Source organism: Pseudomonas oryzihabitans (genome assembly GCF_006384975.1).
Taxonomy (GTDB): Bacteria; Pseudomonadota; Gammaproteobacteria; order Pseudomonadales; family Pseudomonadaceae; genus Chryseomonas; species Chryseomonas psychrotolerans_B.
In genome coordinates, this window is record NZ_CP021645.1 from 2,006,143 (window position 1) to 2,025,366 (window position 19,224).

22 protein-coding genes are annotated in these 19,224 nt (G+C 64.6%); 3 read left to right on the forward strand and 19 right to left on the reverse strand.

The features are described 5' to 3' along the window. Positions 1-178: 178 nt before the first annotated feature. Positions 179-1,108, reverse strand: a complete 930-nt coding sequence (locus CCZ28_RS08865; protein WP_058768595.1) for an electron transfer flavoprotein subunit alpha/FixB family protein — start codon at positions 1,106-1,108, stop codon at positions 179-181. Beyond that, positions 1,108-1,860, reverse strand: coding sequence for an electron transfer flavoprotein subunit beta/FixA family protein (locus CCZ28_RS08870; RefSeq protein ID WP_140217499.1), 753 nt, complete (start codon positions 1,858-1,860; stop codon positions 1,108-1,110). Before CCZ28_RS08870 ends, CCZ28_RS08865 begins: the two co-directional genes overlap by 1 nt. A 293-nt stretch (positions 1,861-2,153) precedes the next feature. Here CCZ28_RS08870 and CCZ28_RS08875 point away from each other — a divergent pair, with 293 nt between their 5' ends. Further along, complete coding sequence (locus CCZ28_RS08875; RefSeq protein ID WP_140217500.1) at positions 2,154-3,803, forward strand: electron transfer flavoprotein-ubiquinone oxidoreductase; 1,650 nt, start codon at positions 2,154-2,156, stop codon at positions 3,801-3,803. Positions 3,804-4,098: 295 nt separating this feature from the next. On the opposite strand, the gene CCZ28_RS08880 is transcribed toward CCZ28_RS08875, so the two are convergent. The 4 genes from CCZ28_RS08880 to CCZ28_RS08895 form a co-directional block, all read right to left on the reverse strand. Further along, positions 4,099-4,659 carry a DUF1285 domain-containing protein gene (locus CCZ28_RS08880; RefSeq protein WP_140217501.1) on the reverse strand — a complete coding sequence of 187 codons (561 nt, stop codon included), beginning with the start codon at positions 4,657-4,659 and terminating at the stop codon, positions 4,099-4,101. 11 nt (positions 4,660-4,670) lie between these two features. Then, positions 4,671-5,288, reverse strand: coding sequence for a DUF4823 domain-containing protein (locus tag CCZ28_RS08885; protein WP_140217502.1), 618 nt, complete (start codon positions 5,286-5,288; stop codon positions 4,671-4,673). A gap of 71 nt (positions 5,289-5,359) precedes the next feature. Continuing rightward, on the reverse strand, positions 5,360-6,328 hold the full coding sequence (locus CCZ28_RS08890; protein ID WP_058785531.1) for a GTP 3',8-cyclase MoaA: 969 nt from the start codon (positions 6,326-6,328) through the stop codon (positions 5,360-5,362). A 63-nt stretch (positions 6,329-6,391) separates the two neighbouring features. Next, positions 6,392-7,033 (reverse strand): TetR/AcrR family transcriptional regulator, encoded by a 642-nt coding sequence (locus CCZ28_RS08895; protein ID WP_058764584.1) that lies wholly within the window; start codon positions 7,031-7,033, stop codon positions 6,392-6,394. Positions 7,034-7,203: 170 nt separating this feature from the next. On the opposite strand from CCZ28_RS08895, the gene CCZ28_RS08900 reads away from it, so the two are divergent. After that, positions 7,204-8,334, forward strand: coding sequence for an aminotransferase class V-fold PLP-dependent enzyme (locus CCZ28_RS08900; RefSeq protein WP_140217503.1), 1,131 nt, complete (start codon positions 7,204-7,206; stop codon positions 8,332-8,334). Between the two features lie 219 nt (positions 8,335-8,553). On the opposite strand, the gene CCZ28_RS08905 is transcribed toward CCZ28_RS08900, so the two are convergent. The 13 genes from CCZ28_RS08905 to CCZ28_RS08965 form a co-directional block, all read right to left on the reverse strand. Next, positions 8,554-9,336, reverse strand: a complete 783-nt coding sequence (locus CCZ28_RS08905; RefSeq protein ID WP_058773572.1) for a TatD family hydrolase — start codon at positions 9,334-9,336, stop codon at positions 8,554-8,556. Between the two features lie 53 nt (positions 9,337-9,389). Beyond that, positions 9,390-9,746 (reverse strand): PilZ domain-containing protein, encoded by a 357-nt coding sequence (locus CCZ28_RS08910; RefSeq protein ID WP_058764591.1) that lies wholly within the window; start codon positions 9,744-9,746, stop codon positions 9,390-9,392. A 35-nt stretch (positions 9,747-9,781) separates the two neighbouring features. Next, complete coding sequence (locus CCZ28_RS08915) at positions 9,782-10,765, reverse strand: DNA polymerase III subunit delta' (protein ID WP_140217504.1); 984 nt, start codon at positions 10,763-10,765, stop codon at positions 9,782-9,784. Further along, on the reverse strand, positions 10,758-11,396 hold the full coding sequence (tmk, locus tag CCZ28_RS08920; protein WP_140217505.1) for a dTMP kinase: 639 nt from the start codon (positions 11,394-11,396) through the stop codon (positions 10,758-10,760). Before tmk ends, CCZ28_RS08915 begins: the two co-directional genes overlap by 8 nt. After that, positions 11,393-12,451 carry an endolytic transglycosylase MltG gene (gene mltG, locus CCZ28_RS08925; protein ID WP_140217506.1) on the reverse strand — a complete coding sequence of 353 codons (1,059 nt, stop codon included), beginning with the start codon at positions 12,449-12,451 and terminating at the stop codon, positions 11,393-11,395. Before mltG ends, tmk begins: the two co-directional genes overlap by 4 nt. Before the next feature lie 3 nt (positions 12,452-12,454). Beyond that, positions 12,455-13,267: an aminodeoxychorismate lyase gene (gene pabC, locus CCZ28_RS08930; protein WP_205894673.1), complete on the reverse strand. Its 813-nt coding sequence runs from the start codon at positions 13,265-13,267 to the stop codon at positions 12,455-12,457. Beyond that, positions 13,267-14,511 carry a beta-ketoacyl-ACP synthase II gene (fabF, locus tag CCZ28_RS08935; RefSeq protein WP_140217508.1) on the reverse strand — a complete coding sequence of 415 codons (1,245 nt, stop codon included), beginning with the start codon at positions 14,509-14,511 and terminating at the stop codon, positions 13,267-13,269. Before fabF ends, pabC begins: the two co-directional genes overlap by 1 nt. 137 nt (positions 14,512-14,648) lie before the next feature. Further along, the gene (gene acpP / locus CCZ28_RS08940) at positions 14,649-14,885 is read right to left on the reverse strand and encodes an acyl carrier protein (RefSeq protein ID WP_007160597.1); all 237 of its coding nucleotides are present in this window, start codon (positions 14,883-14,885) and stop codon (positions 14,649-14,651) included. A gap of 166 nt (positions 14,886-15,051) precedes the next feature. Beyond that, positions 15,052-15,795 carry a 3-oxoacyl-ACP reductase FabG gene (gene fabG, locus CCZ28_RS08945; RefSeq protein WP_058764601.1) on the reverse strand — a complete coding sequence of 248 codons (744 nt, stop codon included), beginning with the start codon at positions 15,793-15,795 and terminating at the stop codon, positions 15,052-15,054. A gap of 15 nt (positions 15,796-15,810) precedes the next feature. After that, entirely contained in the window at positions 15,811-16,746 is a 936-nt protein-coding gene (fabD, locus tag CCZ28_RS08950; protein WP_140217509.1) for an ACP S-malonyltransferase, read from the reverse strand. An 82-nt stretch (positions 16,747-16,828) separates the two neighbouring features. After that, the gene (plsX, locus tag CCZ28_RS08955) at positions 16,829-17,818 is read right to left on the reverse strand and encodes a phosphate acyltransferase PlsX (RefSeq protein ID WP_437179214.1); all 990 of its coding nucleotides are present in this window, start codon (positions 17,816-17,818) and stop codon (positions 16,829-16,831) included. Between the two features lie 6 nt (positions 17,819-17,824). Continuing rightward, the gene (gene rpmF, locus CCZ28_RS08960) at positions 17,825-18,007 is read right to left on the reverse strand and encodes a 50S ribosomal protein L32 (RefSeq protein ID WP_007160601.1); all 183 of its coding nucleotides are present in this window, start codon (positions 18,005-18,007) and stop codon (positions 17,825-17,827) included. 10 nt (positions 18,008-18,017) lie between these two features. Then, positions 18,018-18,545 carry a YceD family protein gene (locus tag CCZ28_RS08965; protein WP_058764609.1) on the reverse strand — a complete coding sequence of 176 codons (528 nt, stop codon included), beginning with the start codon at positions 18,543-18,545 and terminating at the stop codon, positions 18,018-18,020. A gap of 99 nt (positions 18,546-18,644) precedes the next feature. Between CCZ28_RS08965 and CCZ28_RS08970 the strand changes: the two genes are divergently transcribed. Further along, positions 18,645-19,223 (forward strand): Maf family protein, encoded by a 579-nt coding sequence (locus tag CCZ28_RS08970; RefSeq protein ID WP_140217511.1) that lies wholly within the window; start codon positions 18,645-18,647, stop codon positions 19,221-19,223. The last annotated feature ends 1 nt before the right edge of the window (position 19,224 follow it).

Consider the following 19,224-nt stretch of genomic DNA (forward strand, 5'->3'; position numbering starts at 1 on the left):
CTGAAGGTATACCGGTACAGCTGGCACTGACCTTACCGCTTCCGTTCCCAACGCGGCAATGTCCAAAAACGACAAAGCAGCGGAATGCTCATGCTCGATGCCAGAGGCCCTACGCTAAGCATCGGCGCGCCCATGAAAAAGCCCGCCAGAGGGCGGGCTTTTTGCGAGCGGAAGCGCCTTAGATGGCCTTTTCCAGCTCCGGCACCAGCTCGAACAGATCGCCCACCAGGCCGTAGTCGGCCACCTGGAAGATCGGTGCCTCCTCGTCCTTGTTGATGGCGACGATCACCTTGGAGTCCTTCATGCCCGCCAGGTGCTGGATGGCACCGGAGATGCCCACGGCGATGTACAGCTGGGGGGCGACGATCTTGCCGGTCTGGCCGACCTGCATGTCATTGGGCACGAAACCGGCGTCCACCGCGGCGCGCGAGGCACCCACCGCCGCGCCCAGCTTGTCGGCCAGGGCGTAGAGGATCTTGAAGTTGTCGCCGTTCTGCAGGCCGCGACCACCGGAGACCACCACCTTGGCGGCGCCCAGTTCGGGACGGTCGGACTTGGCCAGCTCTTCGCCGACGAAACTGGAAATCCCGGCGTCCTTGACCGCGCTCACGGCCTCGATGGCGGCGGAGCCACCCTCGGCGGCGACCGGATCGAAACCGGTGGCGCGCACGGTGATCACCTTGATCGGGGCGGTGGAACGCACGGTGGCGATGGCGTTACCGGCATAGATCGGCCGCTTGAAGGTGTCGGCGGATTCGACGGCGATGATCTCGGAAATCTGGTCGACGTCCAGCAGCGCCGCGACGCGCGGCAGGAAGTTCTTGCCGTTGGTGCTGGCGGCGGCCAGCACGTGGCTGTAGTTGCCGGCCAGTTCGACCACCAGGGGCGCGATGTTTTCCGGCAGCTGGTGGGCATAGGCGGCGTTGTCGGCCAGTAGCACCTTGCTGACGCCGGCGACCTTGGCGGCGGCCTCGGCGACCGGCTGGGCGTTCTGGCCGGCGACCAGCACGTGGATGTCGCCACCGATGGCCTGGGCCGCGGCGACGGTGTTCAGAGTAGCGCCGAAGAGGTTGGCGTTGTCGTGGTCGGCAATGACGAGAATGGCCATCAGATCACCTTAGCTTCGTTCTTGAGTTTTTCGACCAGTTCGGCCACGGACTTGACCTTGATGCCCGCCTGGCGGCCAGCCGGCGCTTCCACCTTGACCACCTCGTAGGAGGCCTTGACCGCCACGCCCAGGGCGTCGGGAGTCAGGGTTTCCAGCGGCTTCTTCTTGGCCTTCATGATGTTGGGCAGCGAGGCATAGCGCGGCTCGTTCAGGCGCAGGTCGGTAGTCACCACCGCCGGCAGCTTGAGCGCCACGGTCTGCAGACCGCCATCGATCTCGCGGGTCACGTTGAGGCCATCACCGGCCTGCTCCACCTTGGAGGCGAAGGTACCCTGGGCGAAGCCGGTCAGGGCGGCCAGCATCTGGCCGGTCTGGTTGTTGTCGCTGTCGATGGCCTGCTTGCCGAGGATCACCAGCTGCGGCTGCTCCTTGTCCACCACGGCCTTGAGCAGCTTGGCGGTGGTCAGCGACGACAGTTCGGCAGCGCCGGTGTCGATCAGCACGGCGCGATCGGCGCCCAGCGCCAGGGCGGTACGCAGTTGTTCCTGCGCCTGAGCGGGACCGGCGGTCACCACCACGATCTCGCTGGCAATGCCCTTTTCCTTCAGGCGCACCGCTTCTTCCACGGCGATTTCGCAGAAGGGGTTCATGGACATCTTGACGTTGGCCAGGTCGACACCGGTCTGGTCGGCCTTGACGCGGACCTTGACGTTGTAGTCCACCACGCGTTTGACAGCTACGAGAACCTTCATGAATCCCTCGATTTATTCTGGTGAATAAACAGGACGCCAAGGCGGCCTTGCGTTAGACACGACCCCTGTCGGTCCAACCTTATTGCAAATTCTTCCTATGTTGACCTCCATGACAGCAGGGGTCAACGCGACAGTCCGTCAGGGGGTCAGTCGCTCCCGAGTCTAACAGGCTTGCAGAAAATTTAAACAAACGTTTGAATGGGTGCCAGGGAGCACCACGGATATAATGAAGTCTTTTGTTGTACCCCCACATAAATAACCAGATCGTGAGTTTTGCCTGAGGAGAGTGAGCCGTGGAACGCGAATACATGGAATTCGACGTGGTGATCGTCGGGGCTGGCCCCGCGGGCCTGTCCGCGGCCTGTCGCCTCAAGCAGCAGGCTGCCGAACAGGGCCAGGAAATCAGCGTGTGCGTGGTCGAGAAAGGCTCCGAAGTCGGCGCCCACATTCTTTCCGGTGCGGTCTTCGAACCCCGGGCGCTGGACGAGCTGTTCCCCAACTGGAAGGAGCTGGGCGCGCCGCTGAACACCCCGGTCAAGCGCGATGACATCTACCTGCTCAAGGACGAGCGCCAGGCCACCAAGGTGCCCAACTTCTTCGTGCCCAAGCCCATGCACAACGAAGGCAACTACATCATCTCCCTGGGCAACCTCTGCCGCTGGCTGGGCCAGCAGGCCGAAGCCCTGGGCGTGGAGATCTATCCCGGCTTCGCCGCCCAGGAACCACTGATCGATGAACAGGGCGTGGTGCGCGGCATCATCACCGGTGACCTCGGAGTGGATCGCGAAGGCCAGCCCAAGGAAGGCGTTTACACCCCCGGCATGGAACTACGTGGCAAGTACACCCTGTTCGCCGAAGGCTGCCGTGGCCACCTGGGCAAGCAGCTCGGCCAGAGATTCAAGCTCGGCGAAGGCGCCGATCCGCAGCACTATGGCATCGGCATCAAGGAACTGTGGGAGATAGATCCGGCCAAGCACGAGCAGGGCCTGGTGATCCACACCTCCGGCTGGCCGCTGGACAAGGAAAATCCGGGCGGCTCCTTCCTCTATCACCTGGAAGACAACCAGGTGGTGGTCGGCCTGATCGTCGATCTGGCCTACAGCAACCCGCACCTGTCGCCCTATGACGAATTCCAGCGCTACAAGCACCACCCGGTGGTGGCCCAGTACCTGGAAGGCGGCAAGCGCGTCTCCTACGGCGCCCGCGCCCTGGTCAAGGGCGGCCTGAACTCCCTGCCGAAGATGGTCTTCCCGGGCGGCGCCCTGATCGGTTGCGACCTGGGCACCCTCAACCCGGCCAAGATCAAGGGCAGCCACACCGCGATGAAGTCCGGCATGCTCGCCGCCGACGCCATCGTCACCGCCCTGGCCGCCGGTCGTGAGGGTGACGAGCTGCAGGGCTACGTGGACGGCTTCAAGGGCAGTTGGCTGCAGGAAGAACTCCATGCCAGCCGTAACTTCGGTCCGGCCATGCACAAGTTCGGTCCGCTACTCGGCCCGGCCTTCGCCTTCGTCGAACATAACCTGCTGGGTGGCGCCCTGCCCTTCACCCTGCACGACCGGCGCATGGACCACACCTGCCTGAAAAAGGCCGACGAGGCCCCGCGCATCAGCTATCCCAAGCCGGACGGCAAGCTGAGCTTCGACAAGCTCTCTTCGGTATTCCTCTCCAACACCAACCACGAGGAAGACCAGCCGGTTCACCTGAAGCTCAAGGACCCGTCGATCCCCATCGCCCAGAACCTGCCGCTGTACGACGAACCCGCCCAGCGCTACTGCCCGGCCGGGGTCTACGAGGTGGTCCGCGATGGCGGCGAGCCACGCTTCCAGATCAACGCCCAGAACTGCGTACACTGCAAGACCTGCGACATCAAGGACCCGGCGCAGAACATCACCTGGGTGGCGCCGGAAGGCAGTGGCGGCCCCAACTACCCCAACATGTAAGCTATGAGAAAGGGCTCCTTAGGGATAATGCCGATGAGTTAAGCCTTGTCGCGGCCATGGGCCGCTCCTACAAAGGCACGATGTACCTGTAGGAGCGGCCCATGGCCGCGATTAAGGCAACGACTAGAGGGCTAGGAGGTGGTCTATGAAATCACCTCACCTTGGCCCAACGCCGATCAGTCACCAAAACGCCGCATTCTTGTGAAGAGCACGCGGCGTTTTCGTAATAGCCAAGGTAGCTGAACGCGCAGCATGGACTGCGGTCGGTCCTTAACTGACTGGCAGGGCCCTTTTGCTATTCGGCGGGAGCGACGGGAAAGAACGCCCCACGACTCCAGAGGCCGAGCCACGTCTGCCCCTCGTATGTACCTTGCTCGACCCGCTCCATCAGTCGGTAGAACACCGCTCGATTGAGTCGGGCCTCCAGGCCACCGCGTACCTGCACATAGGGCGCCGGCTGGCTATCCTGCTCGGCAAACCGCAGTGGATGCTCGGCACCTGCGGCAACCCGATCACCTACGTTGGTCAGAAAATCCAGCTCCTGCTCCTGCCCGCTGCCGCGCCACTCGACGTCCACCGCAAGAAAGGGCACGTCCTCCACCTGGATGCCCACGCACTCCACCGGCGTCACCAGCACATAGCGTTCGGGGTCACGGCGCAGGATGGTAGAGAAGAGGCGCACCATGGCCGGCCGGGTGATGGGCGTGCCCTGGTGATACCAGGTGCCGTCCCGGGCGATGCGCATGTCGATGTCGCCGCAGAAGGGTGGATGCCAGAGGTGCACCGGCGGCAAGCTGCCCTCCTGCACCGCCGGCAATTGCGCCAGCAGATTCCGTGTCACGTCACCCTGGCTCACGTCCCGCTCCTTTACCTGGGGCCCAACCCGAGCAGACGTTGGGCGTATTGCTGCAGCGCCGGCGCCAAGAGGTCTTCCGGGCGTTCGTCGTAGAACGTCAAGAAGCCGCCGCGGCTACGAATGCGGGCAGTATCCACCAGGCGGAAGGTGGCGACCTCCACCAGCATCATCTGGACCACGCTACGATCGCGCCCGACGCGACCGATATCATCCTGATCCTCCATTTCCTCCCAGGTTCCGATGCGGTCATCCGCCGCAGCGAAGCGGGTATAGAGGAGGTAGTGGGCACCGAACTGGCGCGCCTCGGCCATGGCCTGGTCGAAGCCTTCCGGCTTGGGTGCCCGGCGCACCCGCGGGAAGTACTCGACGAAGCCATCGAAGGCCTCTTCCGCGACCACGTTGGGACGGGCGTAGGGATAGCCCGGCGGGACGAAGGCCCCCTGGGCGATGTAGATGAAGGAATCGGCCTGCAAGCGGAAATTGTTCAGCCGCTGGGTATGGCTGTAGTCCAGCAGCCCGGCGTCGCGCATCTGGTATTCCACACCCGATGCCATGTCACTGACGCTCATGCAGCCGCCGAGGCCGAGCGCCAGTGCAGCCACCCCGATAAAACGCAAACCCTGGATCATGAAAAGCCCCTGCCCGGCGCCAAGATGCCGTCGATGCAGAGGCTTTAGCAGCTTTCGCGCCAGCTCTGGACTCAACCGCCGATGATCTTCATCACCGTCACGCCACCGGAGAAGGCGAGGTCTTGCTTGTCGCCCAGCGCCTTGACCAGCAGCCGCTGCAGAGCAGGCAAGGCCAGATGACGCGGCTTGTCCAGCAGATCGCCGACATAGTGGCGATTGCTCGAAGACAGGCAGCCATGCAGCCAGCCGGTGGACGATAGCCGCAGGCGCGAGCACGTCCGGCAGAAGGGCACGCTCTCGTTGGCGATGATGCCGAAGTGACCGCCCCCCTCCACCCGGTAGCGCAGGGCGGTGGAATCCACCGGCGCATCGGCCTGCACGTAGGCATGGCGCGACCCGATGATCTCCAGCAACTCGGCCAGGGGCACCAGCTGGTTGTTGAAACTCACCGGGTCCTTGGCCAGATGGCCCATGCGCATCAGTTCGATGAACCTGAGTTCGAAGCCGCGCTCCAGGCAGTAGTCCAGCAGCGGCAGCACCTGGTCGAGATTCTGGCCGCGCAGGGGCACCATGTTGAGCTTGATCTTCAGTCCGGCCGCGCGTGCCTCTTCGAGACCGGCCAGCACCGTGGCCAGATCGCCACCGCGCGCCAGGCGCGGAAAGGCCTCGGCATCGAGGGTGTCGAGAGACACGTTCAGCCGACGGATGCCGTGATCGATGAGGAATTCGAGTTTGCGCGACAGCAGCTGGCCATTGGTGGTCAGGCTGATGTCCTTGAGGCCGAGCTGCGCCACGCGTGCGAGGAACGGCTCCAGCCGCGGCGTGACCAGGGGCTCGCCCCCGGTGATGCGCAGCCGCTCGATGCCGGCGGCATCGATCAGGTATTCCACCCCACGCGCCATGGTCTCGGCACTGAGTTCGTCCTGCGCAGCCACGAGTCGCTTGCCATTGGGCACACAATACGTACAGGCATAGTTGCAGGCCGCCGTGAGGCTGATCCGCAAGTTGCGAAACGCCCTACCCTGGCGGTCGACGATCATCTTGGGAACTCCACTAGAACAAGAGAAAAGGGATGGCGCGGCATCCCTTGCCTCTATCGGACCCTAGGATCGGACAGGCGTTTCGACGTCACGCTTGCGGCGATTGCCCATGCGGACGCCGATATCCATGAGGAACTGGAAGAAGCCCTCCTGATCCTCCAGCACGTCGCGCCAGAACGGCGAATGGTAAAGGGCCACGGCTCCATGCACCAGCGCCCAGGCCGCGCAGTAATGGAAATAGGGCGGCACGTCCTCGAGCTTGCCTTCGTCGATGCGGCCTTCGATCAGGCTGGTCAGCCGCTGGAAGTTGGAGGTGCGGATGCTGTGCAACTGCTCGACCAGTTCGGGCACCTGCCGTGTCTTGACCACCTTTTCCTCGAGTCGGTCGAACAGCCGGTAGCGCTGCGGATCGCTCATACGGAATTCGAAATAGGCACGCGAGAGGGCTTCGCGGTCCCGGGCGACGTTATCCGACTGGAACAGCTCGGCGAGATCCCTTTCGTAATCCAGCATCAGCCGCAGGTAGATCTCGGCCTTCGAATTGAAATGCTTGTAGATGGTGCCTTTGCCGATACCGACCGCCTCGGCGATCATCTCGACGGTAACGCTGTCTTCTCCTTCGGAGAGGAAGAGTTGCAGCGCGGTGTCGAGGATTTCCTGCTCACGGCGACGGAACTCGCGGACCTTGCGGGATTCTTTCTGCATGGCAGCCCACTTGTTGTTTTTGAAAAGGATAGGGCCTCGAACTACCGGCCTCCCCTCGGCTTACCGGCACTTCGTCACACCTTGGGCGAGCTCGACCGACAGGATCGGTGAACAGCGCGGGCGCGCCCCTTATTATGCCCCATCACACCCAGATTGTACGGATCGAGTCAATGTCTTCCTGGAAGCACGAATTCCCTCAGGCCTACGCCATGCGCTATCTCAACCATGCGGCGGTAGCTCCCTGGCCCAAACGCGCCGCGCAGGCCGTCACCGAATTCGCCGCCGAGAACTGCCAGTACGGTGCGCGCAACTACCCGACCTGGCTGGGCCTGGAGCAGCGGCTGCGCGAGCGCCTGATGCGTCTGCTCAACGCCCCGGCGAGCAGCGACATCGCCTTGGTCAAGAACACCTCCGAGGCCCTGTCCTTCGTCGCCTTCGGCCTGGATTGGCAGAGCGGTGACCAGGTGGTGATCAGCGACGAGGAGTTCCCGTCCAATCGAGTGGTCTGGGAGGCACTGTCGCGTTTTGGCGTCGAGGTGGTGGAAGTGACCCTCGGGGAGACGCCCGAGGCCAACCTGCTGGCCGCCTGTGGTCCTCGTACCCGGCTGATGGCCATCAGCGCCGTGCAGTACGCCAGCGGCCTGCGTCTCGACCTGCCCGCCCTGGGCCAGGGGTGCGAGGCCAAGAGCGTGCTGCTGTGCGTCGACGCCATCCAGCAACTGGGCGCCCTGCCCTTCGATGTGCAGGCCTGCAACTGCGCCTTCGCCATGGCCGACGGTCACAAGTGGATGCTCGGCCCGGAAGGCCTGGGGGTCTTCTACTGCCGCGCCGATCTGCGCGAGCAACTTAAGCTCCACGAATACGGCTGGCATATGCTGGACAACGCCGGTGACTACAGCCAGCGAGAGTGGCAACCGGCGAAGACGGCCATGCGTTTCGAATGTGGCAGTCCGAACATGCTCGGCGCTGTGGCCCTGGAGGCCAGCCTGTCGCTGCTGGAGGATGCTGGCATGGCCCAGGTGGGCCAGGACCTACTGGCGCGGGTCGAACTGCTGGACAGCCAGATCCGCCAGCTGCCCGGTGCCGTCCTGCATTCGCCGCTCGATCCGCAGCGTCGCTCCGGCATCCTCACCTTCTCGCTCGAAGGCTGGGACAACCGCCAGCTGTTCGAGCGCCTCAAGACCGCCGATGTCATCTGCGCCCAGCGTGGACCGGGCATTCGGCTGTCACCGCACTTCTATACCAGCGAGCACGTGCTGGAGCAGACCCTGGACCTGATCCGGGCGCTGGCGCGCTTCTAAGCCACGAACCAGCCAGATAAGCCCAGTGCCAGAGCGGTGCTATTCCAAAACTGTTTAAAAAATGTCCAGCCCAGGCTGGACCTTTGCCCAGGCTGACCAATACTCAAGTGACTGGTCGCGCCGACCCCCGCGGCGAGATCCAGGCAGGCAGTCCGCCGTCCCGGCGAACCGCTGGTCCGGCCCGGGTATCCGAGGATACCCGGGCCATTTTTTTGCGGGTCAAAGGACGGCGCGAGGAAACAGTCGGCGGAAGTTGGTCGTCGTCTGCTCGGCGAGGGTTTCGAGGCTGACACCACGGACATCGGCCAGGCACTGAGCGACCTCCACCACGAATTGCGGCAGGTTGGCCTTGCCTCTATGGGGCACGGGCGCGAGATAAGGCGAATCCGTTTCCACCAACAGGCGATCAGCCGGCACCTGGCGCGCCACCTCGCGCAAATCGGCGGCGTTACGGAAGGTCAGGATGCCGGAAAAGGAAATGTAGAAGCCCAGATCCAGGGCCGCCTTGGCCGTCGCCCAGTCCTCGGTGAAGCAGTGCAACACTCCGGCGCCCGGCAGCTCGGCGGCGGCCAGCATGGCCAGGGTATCCGCCCGCGCCTCACGGGTATGGATCACCAGCGGCAACCCAGTACGCCGGGCAGCTTCCAGATGCAGGGCGAAGGAGCGCTGCTGGATTTCGGCGGTATCCGGCTGGTAGTGGTAATCCAGTCCGGTCTCGCCGATGGCCGCAACACGGGGATGGGCCAGCCGCTCCAGCAGCCAATCGAGATCGATGGCGCTGCCCTGGGCGGCATCCAGCGGATGGATGCCCACCGCGCAGTGAACGTCCGCATAGCGCTCGGCCAGGGCCTGCACCGTGGGCGCGTTGCCGGCATCGACGCCGATACAGAGGAACTGGCTGACGCCTCGCGCGCGCGCGGCGTCCAGCGCTGCGTCCAGGGAGCCATCATGCAGGGAAAGATCGAGTCGATCCAGGTGACAGTGGGAGTCGACGAAGTGCACGAAAAATAGCCTTGAATCGGGAGACGCCCCGCCCCGAGCGGGACGGCGACGCATCACATGGTATGGGTGGGACGGTCCGACTTCAGCGAGCCGGCCAGATAGGTTTCGATCTTGTTGCGGGCGGTATTGTCGCCATCGTTGAACTGCACCCCCACGCCCGCGGCGCGATTGCCCTGGGCGCCCTTGGGCGTGATCCACACCACCTTGCCGGCGACCGGGATCTTGTCCGGTTCGTCCATCAGGTTCAGCAGCATGAAGACCTCGTCGCCCAGTTTGTAGGTCTTGCCCGTCGGGATGAACAGCCCGCCGTTGCGGATGAAGGGCATGTAGGCGGCGTAGAGCACCGACTTGTCCTTGATGGTGAGCGACAGGATGCCATTACGGGGGCCCAGGTTCTGCGGCAGACTCATGAGATTCTCTCGAAACAGGCGATACGAGCGGATCGCTAGCGTCCGGGCACCAGGCCGGCCCAGCGGATCAACAGCGATTCCAGCAACAATACGCGGTTGAGGTTGGCTTTGCCCAGCACCTTCTGCCGCTCGGCATGCAGCCATTCCTGCAGGGCCAGAACCTCGTGTAGCGCGCTTTTCTCGGCCAGATAACCCAGCACCTTGGCCATGTCCGGCGCGGCTTCCCCGTCGGCGCCGCCCCACTGCTGACGCAACACGCCATGGGTCCATTCGCAGAACCAGTCGAGCAACAGCGGCAAGGGCACGGCGTTCCAGCTCTCAGCCAGTTGGCTGGGCGCTGCCTGGCGCTTGAGCAGGCGTTTCACTCCCTCCACCACCTGGGCCCGCCGGGCGAGCACGTCTTCGCCGTGCAGGCGCAATGCCGCCAGCGGCGAGCCACCGGCCAGCACCAGCAACTGGGTACGGATCTCCTCGTCGAGCTCCGGCAGGCGCTCGCCCAGCCAGGTGAGGCTTTCCGCCCGCGTGGGCACCGGGCAGGCCTGCTGCACGCAACGACTGCGCACGGTCGGCAACAGGCGACTCGGTTGATGACTGACCAACAGCAGCACGGTAGCACCCGAGGGCTCTTCCAGACTCTTGAGCAGGGCGTTGGCGGCGTTGAGATTCATCGCCTCGACCGGCTCCAGCAGGATCAGCTTGCGCCCACCCAGCTGCGCGGTCTGGGTGACGAAGTCCACCAACGCGCGGATCTGGTCGACGCGAATGGGCTTCTCGGCCTCTTCCGGCTGGATCACGCAATAATCGGGATGGGTTCCCGCCTTCAGCAGCGCACAGGCCTTGCACTGCCCACAGGCGGCTTCGCCCTGGGGCGCCTGGCACAGCAGCAGCCCGGCCAGCCGTTCGGCCAGATCGCGTTTGCCGATCCCGCGAGGACCGTGCAGCAGATAGGCGTGCGGATGCTGCCGCCGGGGCCAGATCCGCGCCCAGAGCTCTGCCTGCCAGGGATAGACGTCAGCCACCGAGGCGCGACTCCAACCGGGCGACCAACGCGCGCAGGTCCGCTTGCACCTCGTCCAGGGTGCGCGAGGCATCAATGATGCTGTAGCGCTCAGGCTTGGCCTGGGCGCGCTGCAGATAGGTCTGGCGCACCGCCTCGAAGAAGGCCCGTTGCTCCTGCTCGAAGCGGTCCAGGGCACCGCGCCGGGCGGCACGGGCCAGGCCGATTTCCACCGGCAGATCGAACACCAGGGTCAGATCGGGTTGCAGATCGCCCAGCACGAAGGCTTCCAGGGTGGCGATGCGCTCGACCGGCACGCCGCGGCCACCGCCCTGATAGGCGTAGGTCGCATCGACGAAGCGGTCGCAGAGCACCAGGGCGCCCCGCGCCAGGGCCGGCCGGACGACCTGGGCCAGATGCTGGGCGCGCGCCGCGAACATCAACAGCAATTCGGTATCCACGGCCATGGGTTCGGCGGCCGGCGTTAGCAGGATCTCGCGGATACGTTCCGCCAGAGGCGTGCCGCCCGGTTCACGGGTCAGCACCACCTCACGTCCGGAGCCACCCAGCAATTCGGCGAGATAGTCGCGGTTGGTGCTCTTGCCGGCGCCCTCGGGGCCTTCGAGGGTAATGAAGAGGCCGTTTCCGGTCATGGTGTGTCCTTGGTTTCGGGTGCCTGCGGCGCAGGACTCGAGCGATAGTCGGCGCGCCGCTTGAGTTGGAACTCCCGCACCGCCTGGTTGTGCGCCTCGAGATCCTTGGAGAAGACGTGGCTGCCGTCGCCGCGGGCGACGAAGTACAGGCTGTCGCCGTCCTTGGGATGCAGGGCCGCATGGATGGCCTCGCGTCCCGGCATGGCGATCGGCGTGGGCGGCAGCCCCGGGTTGAGATAGGTGTTATAGGGCGAAGGCTCACGCAGATCCGCACGGGTGATGCGCCCGGTATAGCGCTCGCCCATGCCGTAGATCACCGTGGGATCGGTCTGCAGCAGCATGCCGGCGGCCAGGCGTCGCACGAACACCCCGGCGATCTCGTCACGCTCCTCGGGTACACCGGTCTCCTTCTCCACCAGCGACGCCATGATCAGCGCCTGGTAGGGGTCCTTGTAGGGGACGGTGGGATCGCGCTCCTGCCATTCCTGGTCGAGCACGGCCTGCAGGCGCTGGTTGGCCTGGCGTAGCAGCTCCGACTCGCGCTGGCCCTTCACATAGCGATAAGTGTCGGGAAAGAAGCGACCCTCGGGGTATTCGCCGTCCAAGCCTAGGCGCTTCATCAGGGCGGCATCGTCGAGACCTTCGGTGTCATGCTCCAGCTTGGGTTGCCGTGCCAGGGCGGCCCGGACCTGACGGAAGTTCCAGCCCTCCACCAGGGTCAGGTTGTATTGCACGACTTCGCCCTTGCGCCACAGCGTTAACAAGTCCTGCACGGTCATGCCCGGCGTCAGGCGATATTCACCGCTGTGCAGCGTCTGCCCGGCCAGGTTGAAGCGCCAATACAGCCGCAGCCAGAAGGCGCCATCCAGCACACCCTCGTCCTGCAGACGCACCAGACTGCCACCTGGGGTGGCGCCCTTGTCGATCTCGAACAGTTGCTCGCCATCGACCTTCAGCGGCTGGATCAGCGCCTGGTGCTGGCGCCAGCCAGCCATGACCAGCAGCAGGCCACCGGCTGCCAGCAGCGCCGTCAGCAGAGCTCTCGCCTTGCGCATCGGCTATTCCAGAATCTCGTTTATCGAACCTTGCAGTTTACGGGTCAGCGGCCCTACCGACCAGTTCGCGGCTGCGTACCGGCGCACGGGCCAGATACCGTATTGGCTGTTGCAGAGGAAAATCTCATCGGCCCGCAGCAGCTCATCCAACGCCAGCGCCGACACCCGTACCCTCATGCCGTCCCGGGCGGCGATCTCGAGGAGCAGACCGCGCATCACGCCGGCCACGCCGCAGTGATCGAGTGCTGGGGTCAGCAACTCGCCGTCGCGGATCAGAAACAGATTGCTGAATACCCCTTCGATTGGCCGACCGTCCTGGTCGAGCATCAGGCCTTCGGCGTACTCCGTACCGCCCCATTCAGCCCGGGCCAGTACCTGCTCCAGACGATTCAGGTGCTTGAGACCGGCCAATAGGGGTTGCCGGGCCAGGCGCGTCGCGCAGGGATAGAGGGCGATACCCTCGTTTCCATTGGCCTCGGGATAAGCGGGCGCTGGCGATCCCAGCAGCAGACGGCGTACCTCGGGCTCGGCCGGTGGCGCGTAACCGCGCAAGCCATCGCCGCGGGTCAGCAGCAGCTTGGCCACGCCCTCCCCCAGCAGCGCCGCATAGGCCTGGATCTCGCTACCTACCTGGGCGATATCGCAAGGGATACCCAGCCGCTGGCAACCCAGGGCCAGCCGTTGCAGATGGCGTTCCAGCAAGCGCGGCTGGCCGCGGCGTACGGCGATGGTCTCGAACAGCCCATCGCCATAGGCCAGGCCCCGGTCACGTTGCAGCCCGGCGCCCAGCGGCTGGCCGTTGAGCCAGTCCTGGATCAAGCGTCGACGCGCCGGAACACCAGGCTGCCGTTGGTGCCACCGAAGCCGAACGAATTGGACAGGGCCACTTCGATGGGCCGCTGCCGCGCCTCGTGGGGCACGAAGTCCAGATCGCAGCCGTCGCCGGGATTGTCCAGATTGATGGTGGGCGGAGCCACCTGGTCACGCAGCGCCAGCACCGTGAAGATGGCCTCCACCGCGCCGGCGGCACCTAACAGGTGACCGGTCATGGACTTGGTGGAACTGACGCTCAGGCGCTTGGCCTGCTCGCCGAACACCTGCTTCAGGGCCGCCACTTCGGCCAGGTCGCCGGCCGGCGTGGAGGTGCCGTGGGCATTGACGTAGTCGACCGCCTCCGGCGCGATACCGGCGTCCTTGAGGGTCGCCTTCATGCAGCGCGCGGCACCCGCGCCGTCTTCCGGCGGTGCAGTCATATGGAAGGCGTCCGCGCTCATGCCGAAACCGATCAGCTCGGCATAGATGCGGGCGCCCCGCGCCTTGGCGTGCTCGTACTCTTCCAGCACCAGGGCGCCGGCGCCATCGGACAGCACGAAGCCGTCACGGTCGCGATCCCAGGGGCGGCTGGCACGGGTCGGATCGTCATTGCGGGTCGACAGGGCACGCGCCGCGCCGAAGCCGCCCAGACCCAAACCCGAGGTCGCCATCTCCGAACCGCCGGCGACCATGGCATCGGCCTCACCGTAGGCGATGTTGCGTGCCGCCATGCCGATGCAGTGCGTCGCCGTGGTACAGGCGGTGGCGATGGCATAGTTGGGACCCTGCAGACCCAGGTGGATCGACAGGAAGCCGGACACCATGTTGATGATGGAGCCCGGTACGAAAAAGGGGGAAATACGGCGTGGACCCTGGGCGAGCAGCGACTGGCAATTCGCCTCGATATTGGTCAGTCCACCGATGCCGGAACCCATGGCGACACCCACGCGCTCGCGATTGCCATCGTTGATCTCGAGACCGCTGTCACGCATGGCCTGGAAGCTGGCAGCGAGACCGTATTGGATGAACAGATCCAGCTTGCGGGCTTCCTTCGCGGACAGGTACTGCTCCACATCGAATCCCTTGACCGATCCGCCGATCCGCGTGCTGAAGGCAGAGACGTCCATATGCTCGATCGGCGCAATGCCACTGCGGCCGGCAAGGATGCCCTCCCAGCTGCTGGCTACGTCCGCGCCAAGCGGCGATACCATGCCCATACCCGTGATCACGACACGTCTACGCGACACACCCAACTCCTCTTGTCCTTCCGGGGCGGCCACCCCACTTAAAAAAAGCCGATTTCAACGAGCTTAATACTGGACCTAAAGAAAAGCCGCACGCCCTGCAGGACGTGCGGCTTTCGATGTCCGAAACTGGCGGCTACTTATTGCTGGTGAGCAACGATGTAGTCGATAGCTTCCTGGACGGTGGTGATCTTCTCAGCCTGCTCGTCCGGGATTTCGGTCTCGAATTCCTCTTCCAGAGCCATCACCAGTTCGACGGTGTCAAGGGAGTCGGCGCCCAGATCCTCGACGAAGGAAGCGCTGTTGGTAACTTCCTCTTCCTTCACGCCGAGCTGCTCAGCGACGATCTTCTTAACGCGTTCTTCGATGGTGCTCATACCGTGTTCTCACTCCTAAAGGAAAAATCCGCACAACGGATTGCGCGTAAGTGTATAGAAAGGGATTTCCGTATTTCAAGCTGACGCGACATCAAGACGTATGCGCGGCCATTGCTGGTGCGACAGTTTACCAGCTTAGCGCAATAGCCGCGCGGGGTAACGCCGGTCAGCTCATGTACATTCCGCCGTTCACGGGGATCGTGGCGCCGGTCACATAGGCCGCGCCCTCACCCGCCAGGAAGCCTACCACCTTGGCGATTTCATCGGCTTGCCCGAGGCGACCGGCCGGGATCTGGGTCAGCAGCGCTGCGCGTTGGGCCTCCGGCAGTTCACGGGTCATGTCGGTGTCGATGAAGCCGGGGGCTACCGCGTTGACGGTGATGTTGCGCGAACCCACCTCGCGGGCCAGGGCCCGGGTGAAGCCTTCGAGACCGGCCTTGGCGGCGGCGTAGTTGGCCTGCCCAGCGTTACCCATGGCGCCGACCACCGAGCCGATGCTGACGATGCGGCCCCAGCGGCCCTTGGTCATGCCCTTGAGCACGGCCTTGGACAGTCGGAACAGGCTGTTGAGGTTGGTATCGATCACGTCGAACCACTCATCGTCCTTCATCCGCAGCATCAGGTTGTCGCGGGTGATGCCGGCGTTGTTGACCAGGATCGACGGGGCGCCGAATTGCGCCTGGACCTGCTCGAGGGCGGCCGCGACGGAGGCGTTGTCGGAGACGTTGAGCACCAGGCCGGTGCCTTCGATGCCGTTGGCCTTGAGCGACTCGGCGATGCGCTGGGCGCCCGCCTCGCTGGTCGCGGTGCCGATCACGGTGGCGCCCAGCCGACCCAGTTCCAGGGCGATGGCTTGGCCAATACCACGCGTGGCGCCCGTGACCAGGGCGACCTTACCTTGCAGACTCATCTCGTGTTCCTCGATTCAAAAAGCCGCACGGGCGGCGGCGAAGGCGTCGGGGGTGTCCAGGGACAGGGTTTCCACGCCCTTGACGCATCTCTTGTTCAGACCGGCCAGTACCTTGCCCGGGCCGCACTCCACCAGGTGGGTGACGCCCTGGGCCGCCAGGTACTGCACGGACTCGACCCAGCGTACCGGGCTGTACAGCTGGGCCAGCAGATCCTGCTGCAAGCTGTCCAGATCGGTGTTCACGCCGGCATTGACGTTCTGTACCACGGGAATCGACGGCGCGCTCCAGGTGCAGCCACGGACGTCTTCGGCGAAGCGTTCGGCCGCCGGACGCATCAGCTCGCAGTGCGAAGGCACGCTCACCGGCAGGGCCACGGCGCGCTTGGCACCCAGGGCCTTGCAGGCCTCGATGGCGCGCTCCACGGCGGCGGCGGAACCGGCGATGACCACCTGGCCCGGGGCGTTGAAATTGACCGCACTCACGACGTCACCCTGGGCAGCTTCGGCGCAGGCAGCCAGCACCTGGGCATCTTCCAGACCGAGGATGGCGGCCATACCGCCCTGCCCGGCCGGCACGGCCTGCTGCATCAGCTCGCCACGGCGAGCCACCAGACGCACGGCTTCGGCGAACGGTAGGCTGCCGGCGGCCACCAGCGCCGAGTACTCGCCCAGGCTATGGCCGGCGACATAGGCGGGCTTGGCGCCCCCTTCGGCGAGCCACAGACGCCACAGCGCGATGGACGCGGTCAGGATGGCGGGCTGGGTACGGTCGGTCTGGTTGAGCGACTCCTGCGGACCCTGCTGGGTCAACGTCCAGAGGTCGTAGCCGAGAACGGCGGAGGCTTCCGCGAAGGTTTCGCCGATCAGCGCATGGTGCGTGGCCAGCTCACCCAGCATGCCCAAGGCTTGGGAACCCTGGCCGGGAAAGACGAAAGCGAGAGAGGCAGACATAGGCAGGTCTCTTGTGGGTCCATTGCTGGCGAAAGCTCTGTTCCGCCACGGATAGACTGAGATGTCGGTGTCGACCGGTCGGTCACACCGCTTTCAGAGCCGCCAAGTTTAACCGGATACGCCCGGGGAGATCAGTCTCTACATCATGCAGGGCGCGCTCGATGGCCTGAACGAGACCGACTTCGCCCGCGGCGCCATGACTTTTCACCACCACCGCATTCAGGCCGAGAAAGCTCGCGCCATTGCGCAGCTCCGGGTCCCACTGGCGAAAACGCCGGGCCAGCCAGGGTTGCAACAGACGACGTTCGAGCCAGGAGGCCGTGCCGCTGCGCTCGACCAGCAGGCGCAGCAGGGCTTCGCCGGACTTGAGTACGGCATTGCCGGTAAAGCCGTCACAGACCACTACATCCGCGACCGCAGCATAGAGATCGCTGCCCTCGACGAAGCCGGTGAAGTCGAAGGCCTGACTCTGGGCCAGGCGCCGCGCCGCCTCCTGGATCACCGGCGTACCCTTGCCGGGCTCGCGACCGACGTTGAGCAAGGCCACCCGCGGCCGCGCCAGGCCGCGTGCCTGGGCGGCTCCCGCTCCCAGATAGGCGAATTGCACCAGCTGTTCGGCGGTGGTATCGAGATTCGCGCCGAGATCGAGCAGCAGCGTCTGATGCTCTCCCCGCCCCGGTAGCGCCGACATCATGGCGGGTCTATCGATCTCCGGCAGCGTTCCGAGCAGCAGCCGCGCCAGTGCCATCCAGGCGCCGGTATTGCCGGCACTCAGGCAACCCTGGGCGCGCCCTTGCTGGACGGCCTCCAAGGCGGCATGCATGGAAGTGCGAGCGCGACTGCGCACGACGCTGGCGGGACGCTCATCGGGCCCAACGGCGGAATCTACGTAGTCGAAGTGCAGGCGAGTAGCGAGGGAAGCAGGTGGTGACCAGGCCGACAAGGCGTCGCGCTGACCACAGAGGAGAAGACTTAAGGTGGGAAAACGCTCGAGAGCGCTTATTGAAGCAGGAACAATGGAGCGGGGACCGAAGTCCCCGCCCATTGCATCGATCGCGATGACGGTTTCGATCGAGGATTACTCGTCGGAACCCTTGTCGATCACTTTGCGACCGCGGTAGAAACCGTCGGGCGACACGTGGTGGCGCAGGTGAACTTCACCGGTGCTCTTTTCCACGGACAGGGCGTTCGCTTCGAGGGCGTCGTGCGAACGACGCATGTCGCGAGCGGAACGGGATTTTTTGTTCTGCTGAACAGCCATGATTTAACTCCTAAACGTTTGGGTCACGCTTCAACTGCGCAAGTACACTGAACGGGTTGGGTCGCTTTTCCTCGTCCGCCGGCTCTTCGGGCGCCTCGAAACCTTCCGGATGCTGGCAAGCTCCTGCGGGATGCGCGGGAATGATCGGCAGCGCGAGCAACAGCTCGTCTTCGACCAGCCCATGCAGATCCAAAGGATCTTCGCCAACCTCCAGGGCATCGTAACCCTGTGGCAAGGCATCGGCCGACTGCCCTTCCCAGAGCACGGCGAAATCGAATTCGCTGTGGATGGGAAGCACTGCCGGCTCCAGACAACGCTGGCAAATCATCTCGACCGCGGCATCGAGGACACCGTGGATGACGAACTGCCGCTGTTGATCACGCCCGAAGTCGAGGACGACGGCTACCGCGCCTTCGGACTTCACGAGCTGCTCGCCGACACGCCGCATGTTCGCGAGAGGCAGCTCACCCTTGAGGGTTACGCCGCGATCCGCCAATTTGCGAGGATCGACCTGAGGTGGAATTGGCCCATTCAACATAAGCGCGCCATTATAGGGACGGCCTTACGGCTGTCAAAGGAAATTAACCCCGAAGCGACTCCGACCGACCTCTGGTCGGCCTCGCCCGAGAACAAACTGATGCCCCGTATTCTACTCGCTTCCAGCTCGCCTTACCGCCGCCAATTGCTGGAAAGACTGCAACTGCCCTTCGCCCACCAGTCGCCCGATATCGACGAAACGCCCCTGCCCGGCGAGCAGCCACGGGCGCTGGTAGAGCGCCTGGCCAGGGCCAAGGCCGCAGCCCTCGGCGATCAGCCGGAAGCCACCCTCATCATAGGCTCGGACCAGACCACCGCCATCGACGGCGAGATCATCGGCAAACCCTTGAGTCACGAACGGGCTCATCAGCAACTGGCACGAGCCAGTGGTCGCACCCTGGTGTTCCATACCGGACTGGCCGTGCTGGACAGCCGAACCGGGCAATGCCGAAGCGAGGTCGTGGATTTCCAGGTGCGCTTTCGCCAATTGGACGCTGCGACCATCGACCGCTATCTGCTGGCCGAAAAGCCCTACGATTGCGCTGGCAGCTTCAAGGCCGAGGGACTGGGCATTGCCCTGTTCGAGGCGATGCAAGGGGATGACCCGACCAGCCTGATCGGCCTCCCCCTCATCCGCCTGGCCGCACTGCTGCGCGAAACAGGCCTGCAAGTGCCCTAGG

Excerpts from the sequence above, each read along its gene's own strand:
- CCZ28_RS08910 (WP_058764591.1), bottom strand. The coding sequence starts at position 9,746 with ATGAGTCTGCCGCAGAACCTGGGCCCCCGTAATGGCATCCTGTCGCTC.
- CCZ28_RS08870 (WP_140217499.1), bottom strand. The coding sequence starts at position 1,860 with ATGAAGGTTCTCGTAGCTGTCAAACGCGTGGTGGACTACAACGTCAAG.
- fabG (WP_058764601.1), bottom strand. The coding sequence starts at position 15,795 with ATGAGTCTGCAAGGTAAGGTCGCCCTGGTCACGGGCGCCACGCGTGGT.
- rpmF (WP_007160601.1), bottom strand. The coding sequence starts at position 18,007 with ATGGCTGTTCAGCAGAACAAAAAATCCCGTTCCGCTCGCGACATGCGT.
- fabD (WP_140217509.1), bottom strand. The coding sequence starts at position 16,746 with ATGTCTGCCTCTCTCGCTTTCGTCTTTCCCGGCCAGGGTTCCCAAGCC.
- CCZ28_RS08970 (WP_140217511.1), top strand. The coding sequence starts at position 18,645 with ATGCCCCGTATTCTACTCGCTTCCAGCTCGCCTTACCGCCGCCAATTG.
- CCZ28_RS08890 (WP_058785531.1), bottom strand. The coding sequence starts at position 6,328 with ATGATCGTCGACCGCCAGGGTAGGGCGTTTCGCAACTTGCGGATCAGC.
- CCZ28_RS08895 (WP_058764584.1), bottom strand. The coding sequence starts at position 7,033 with ATGCAGAAAGAATCCCGCAAGGTCCGCGAGTTCCGTCGCCGTGAGCAG.
- mltG (WP_140217506.1), bottom strand. The coding sequence starts at position 12,451 with ATGCGCAAGGCGAGAGCTCTGCTGACGGCGCTGCTGGCAGCCGGTGGC.
- CCZ28_RS08885 (WP_140217502.1), bottom strand. The coding sequence starts at position 5,288 with ATGATCCAGGGTTTGCGTTTTATCGGGGTGGCTGCACTGGCGCTCGGC.
- tmk (WP_140217505.1), bottom strand. The coding sequence starts at position 11,396 with ATGACCGGAAACGGCCTCTTCATTACCCTCGAAGGCCCCGAGGGCGCC.
- CCZ28_RS08865 (WP_058768595.1), bottom strand. The coding sequence starts at position 1,108 with ATGGCCATTCTCGTCATTGCCGACCACGACAACGCCAACCTCTTCGGC.
- CCZ28_RS08965 (WP_058764609.1), bottom strand. The coding sequence starts at position 18,545 with ATGTTGAATGGGCCAATTCCACCTCAGGTCGATCCTCGCAAATTGGCG.
- CCZ28_RS08900 (WP_140217503.1), top strand. The coding sequence starts at position 7,204 with ATGTCTTCCTGGAAGCACGAATTCCCTCAGGCCTACGCCATGCGCTAT.
- acpP (WP_007160597.1), bottom strand. The coding sequence starts at position 14,885 with ATGAGCACCATCGAAGAACGCGTTAAGAAGATCGTCGCTGAGCAGCTC.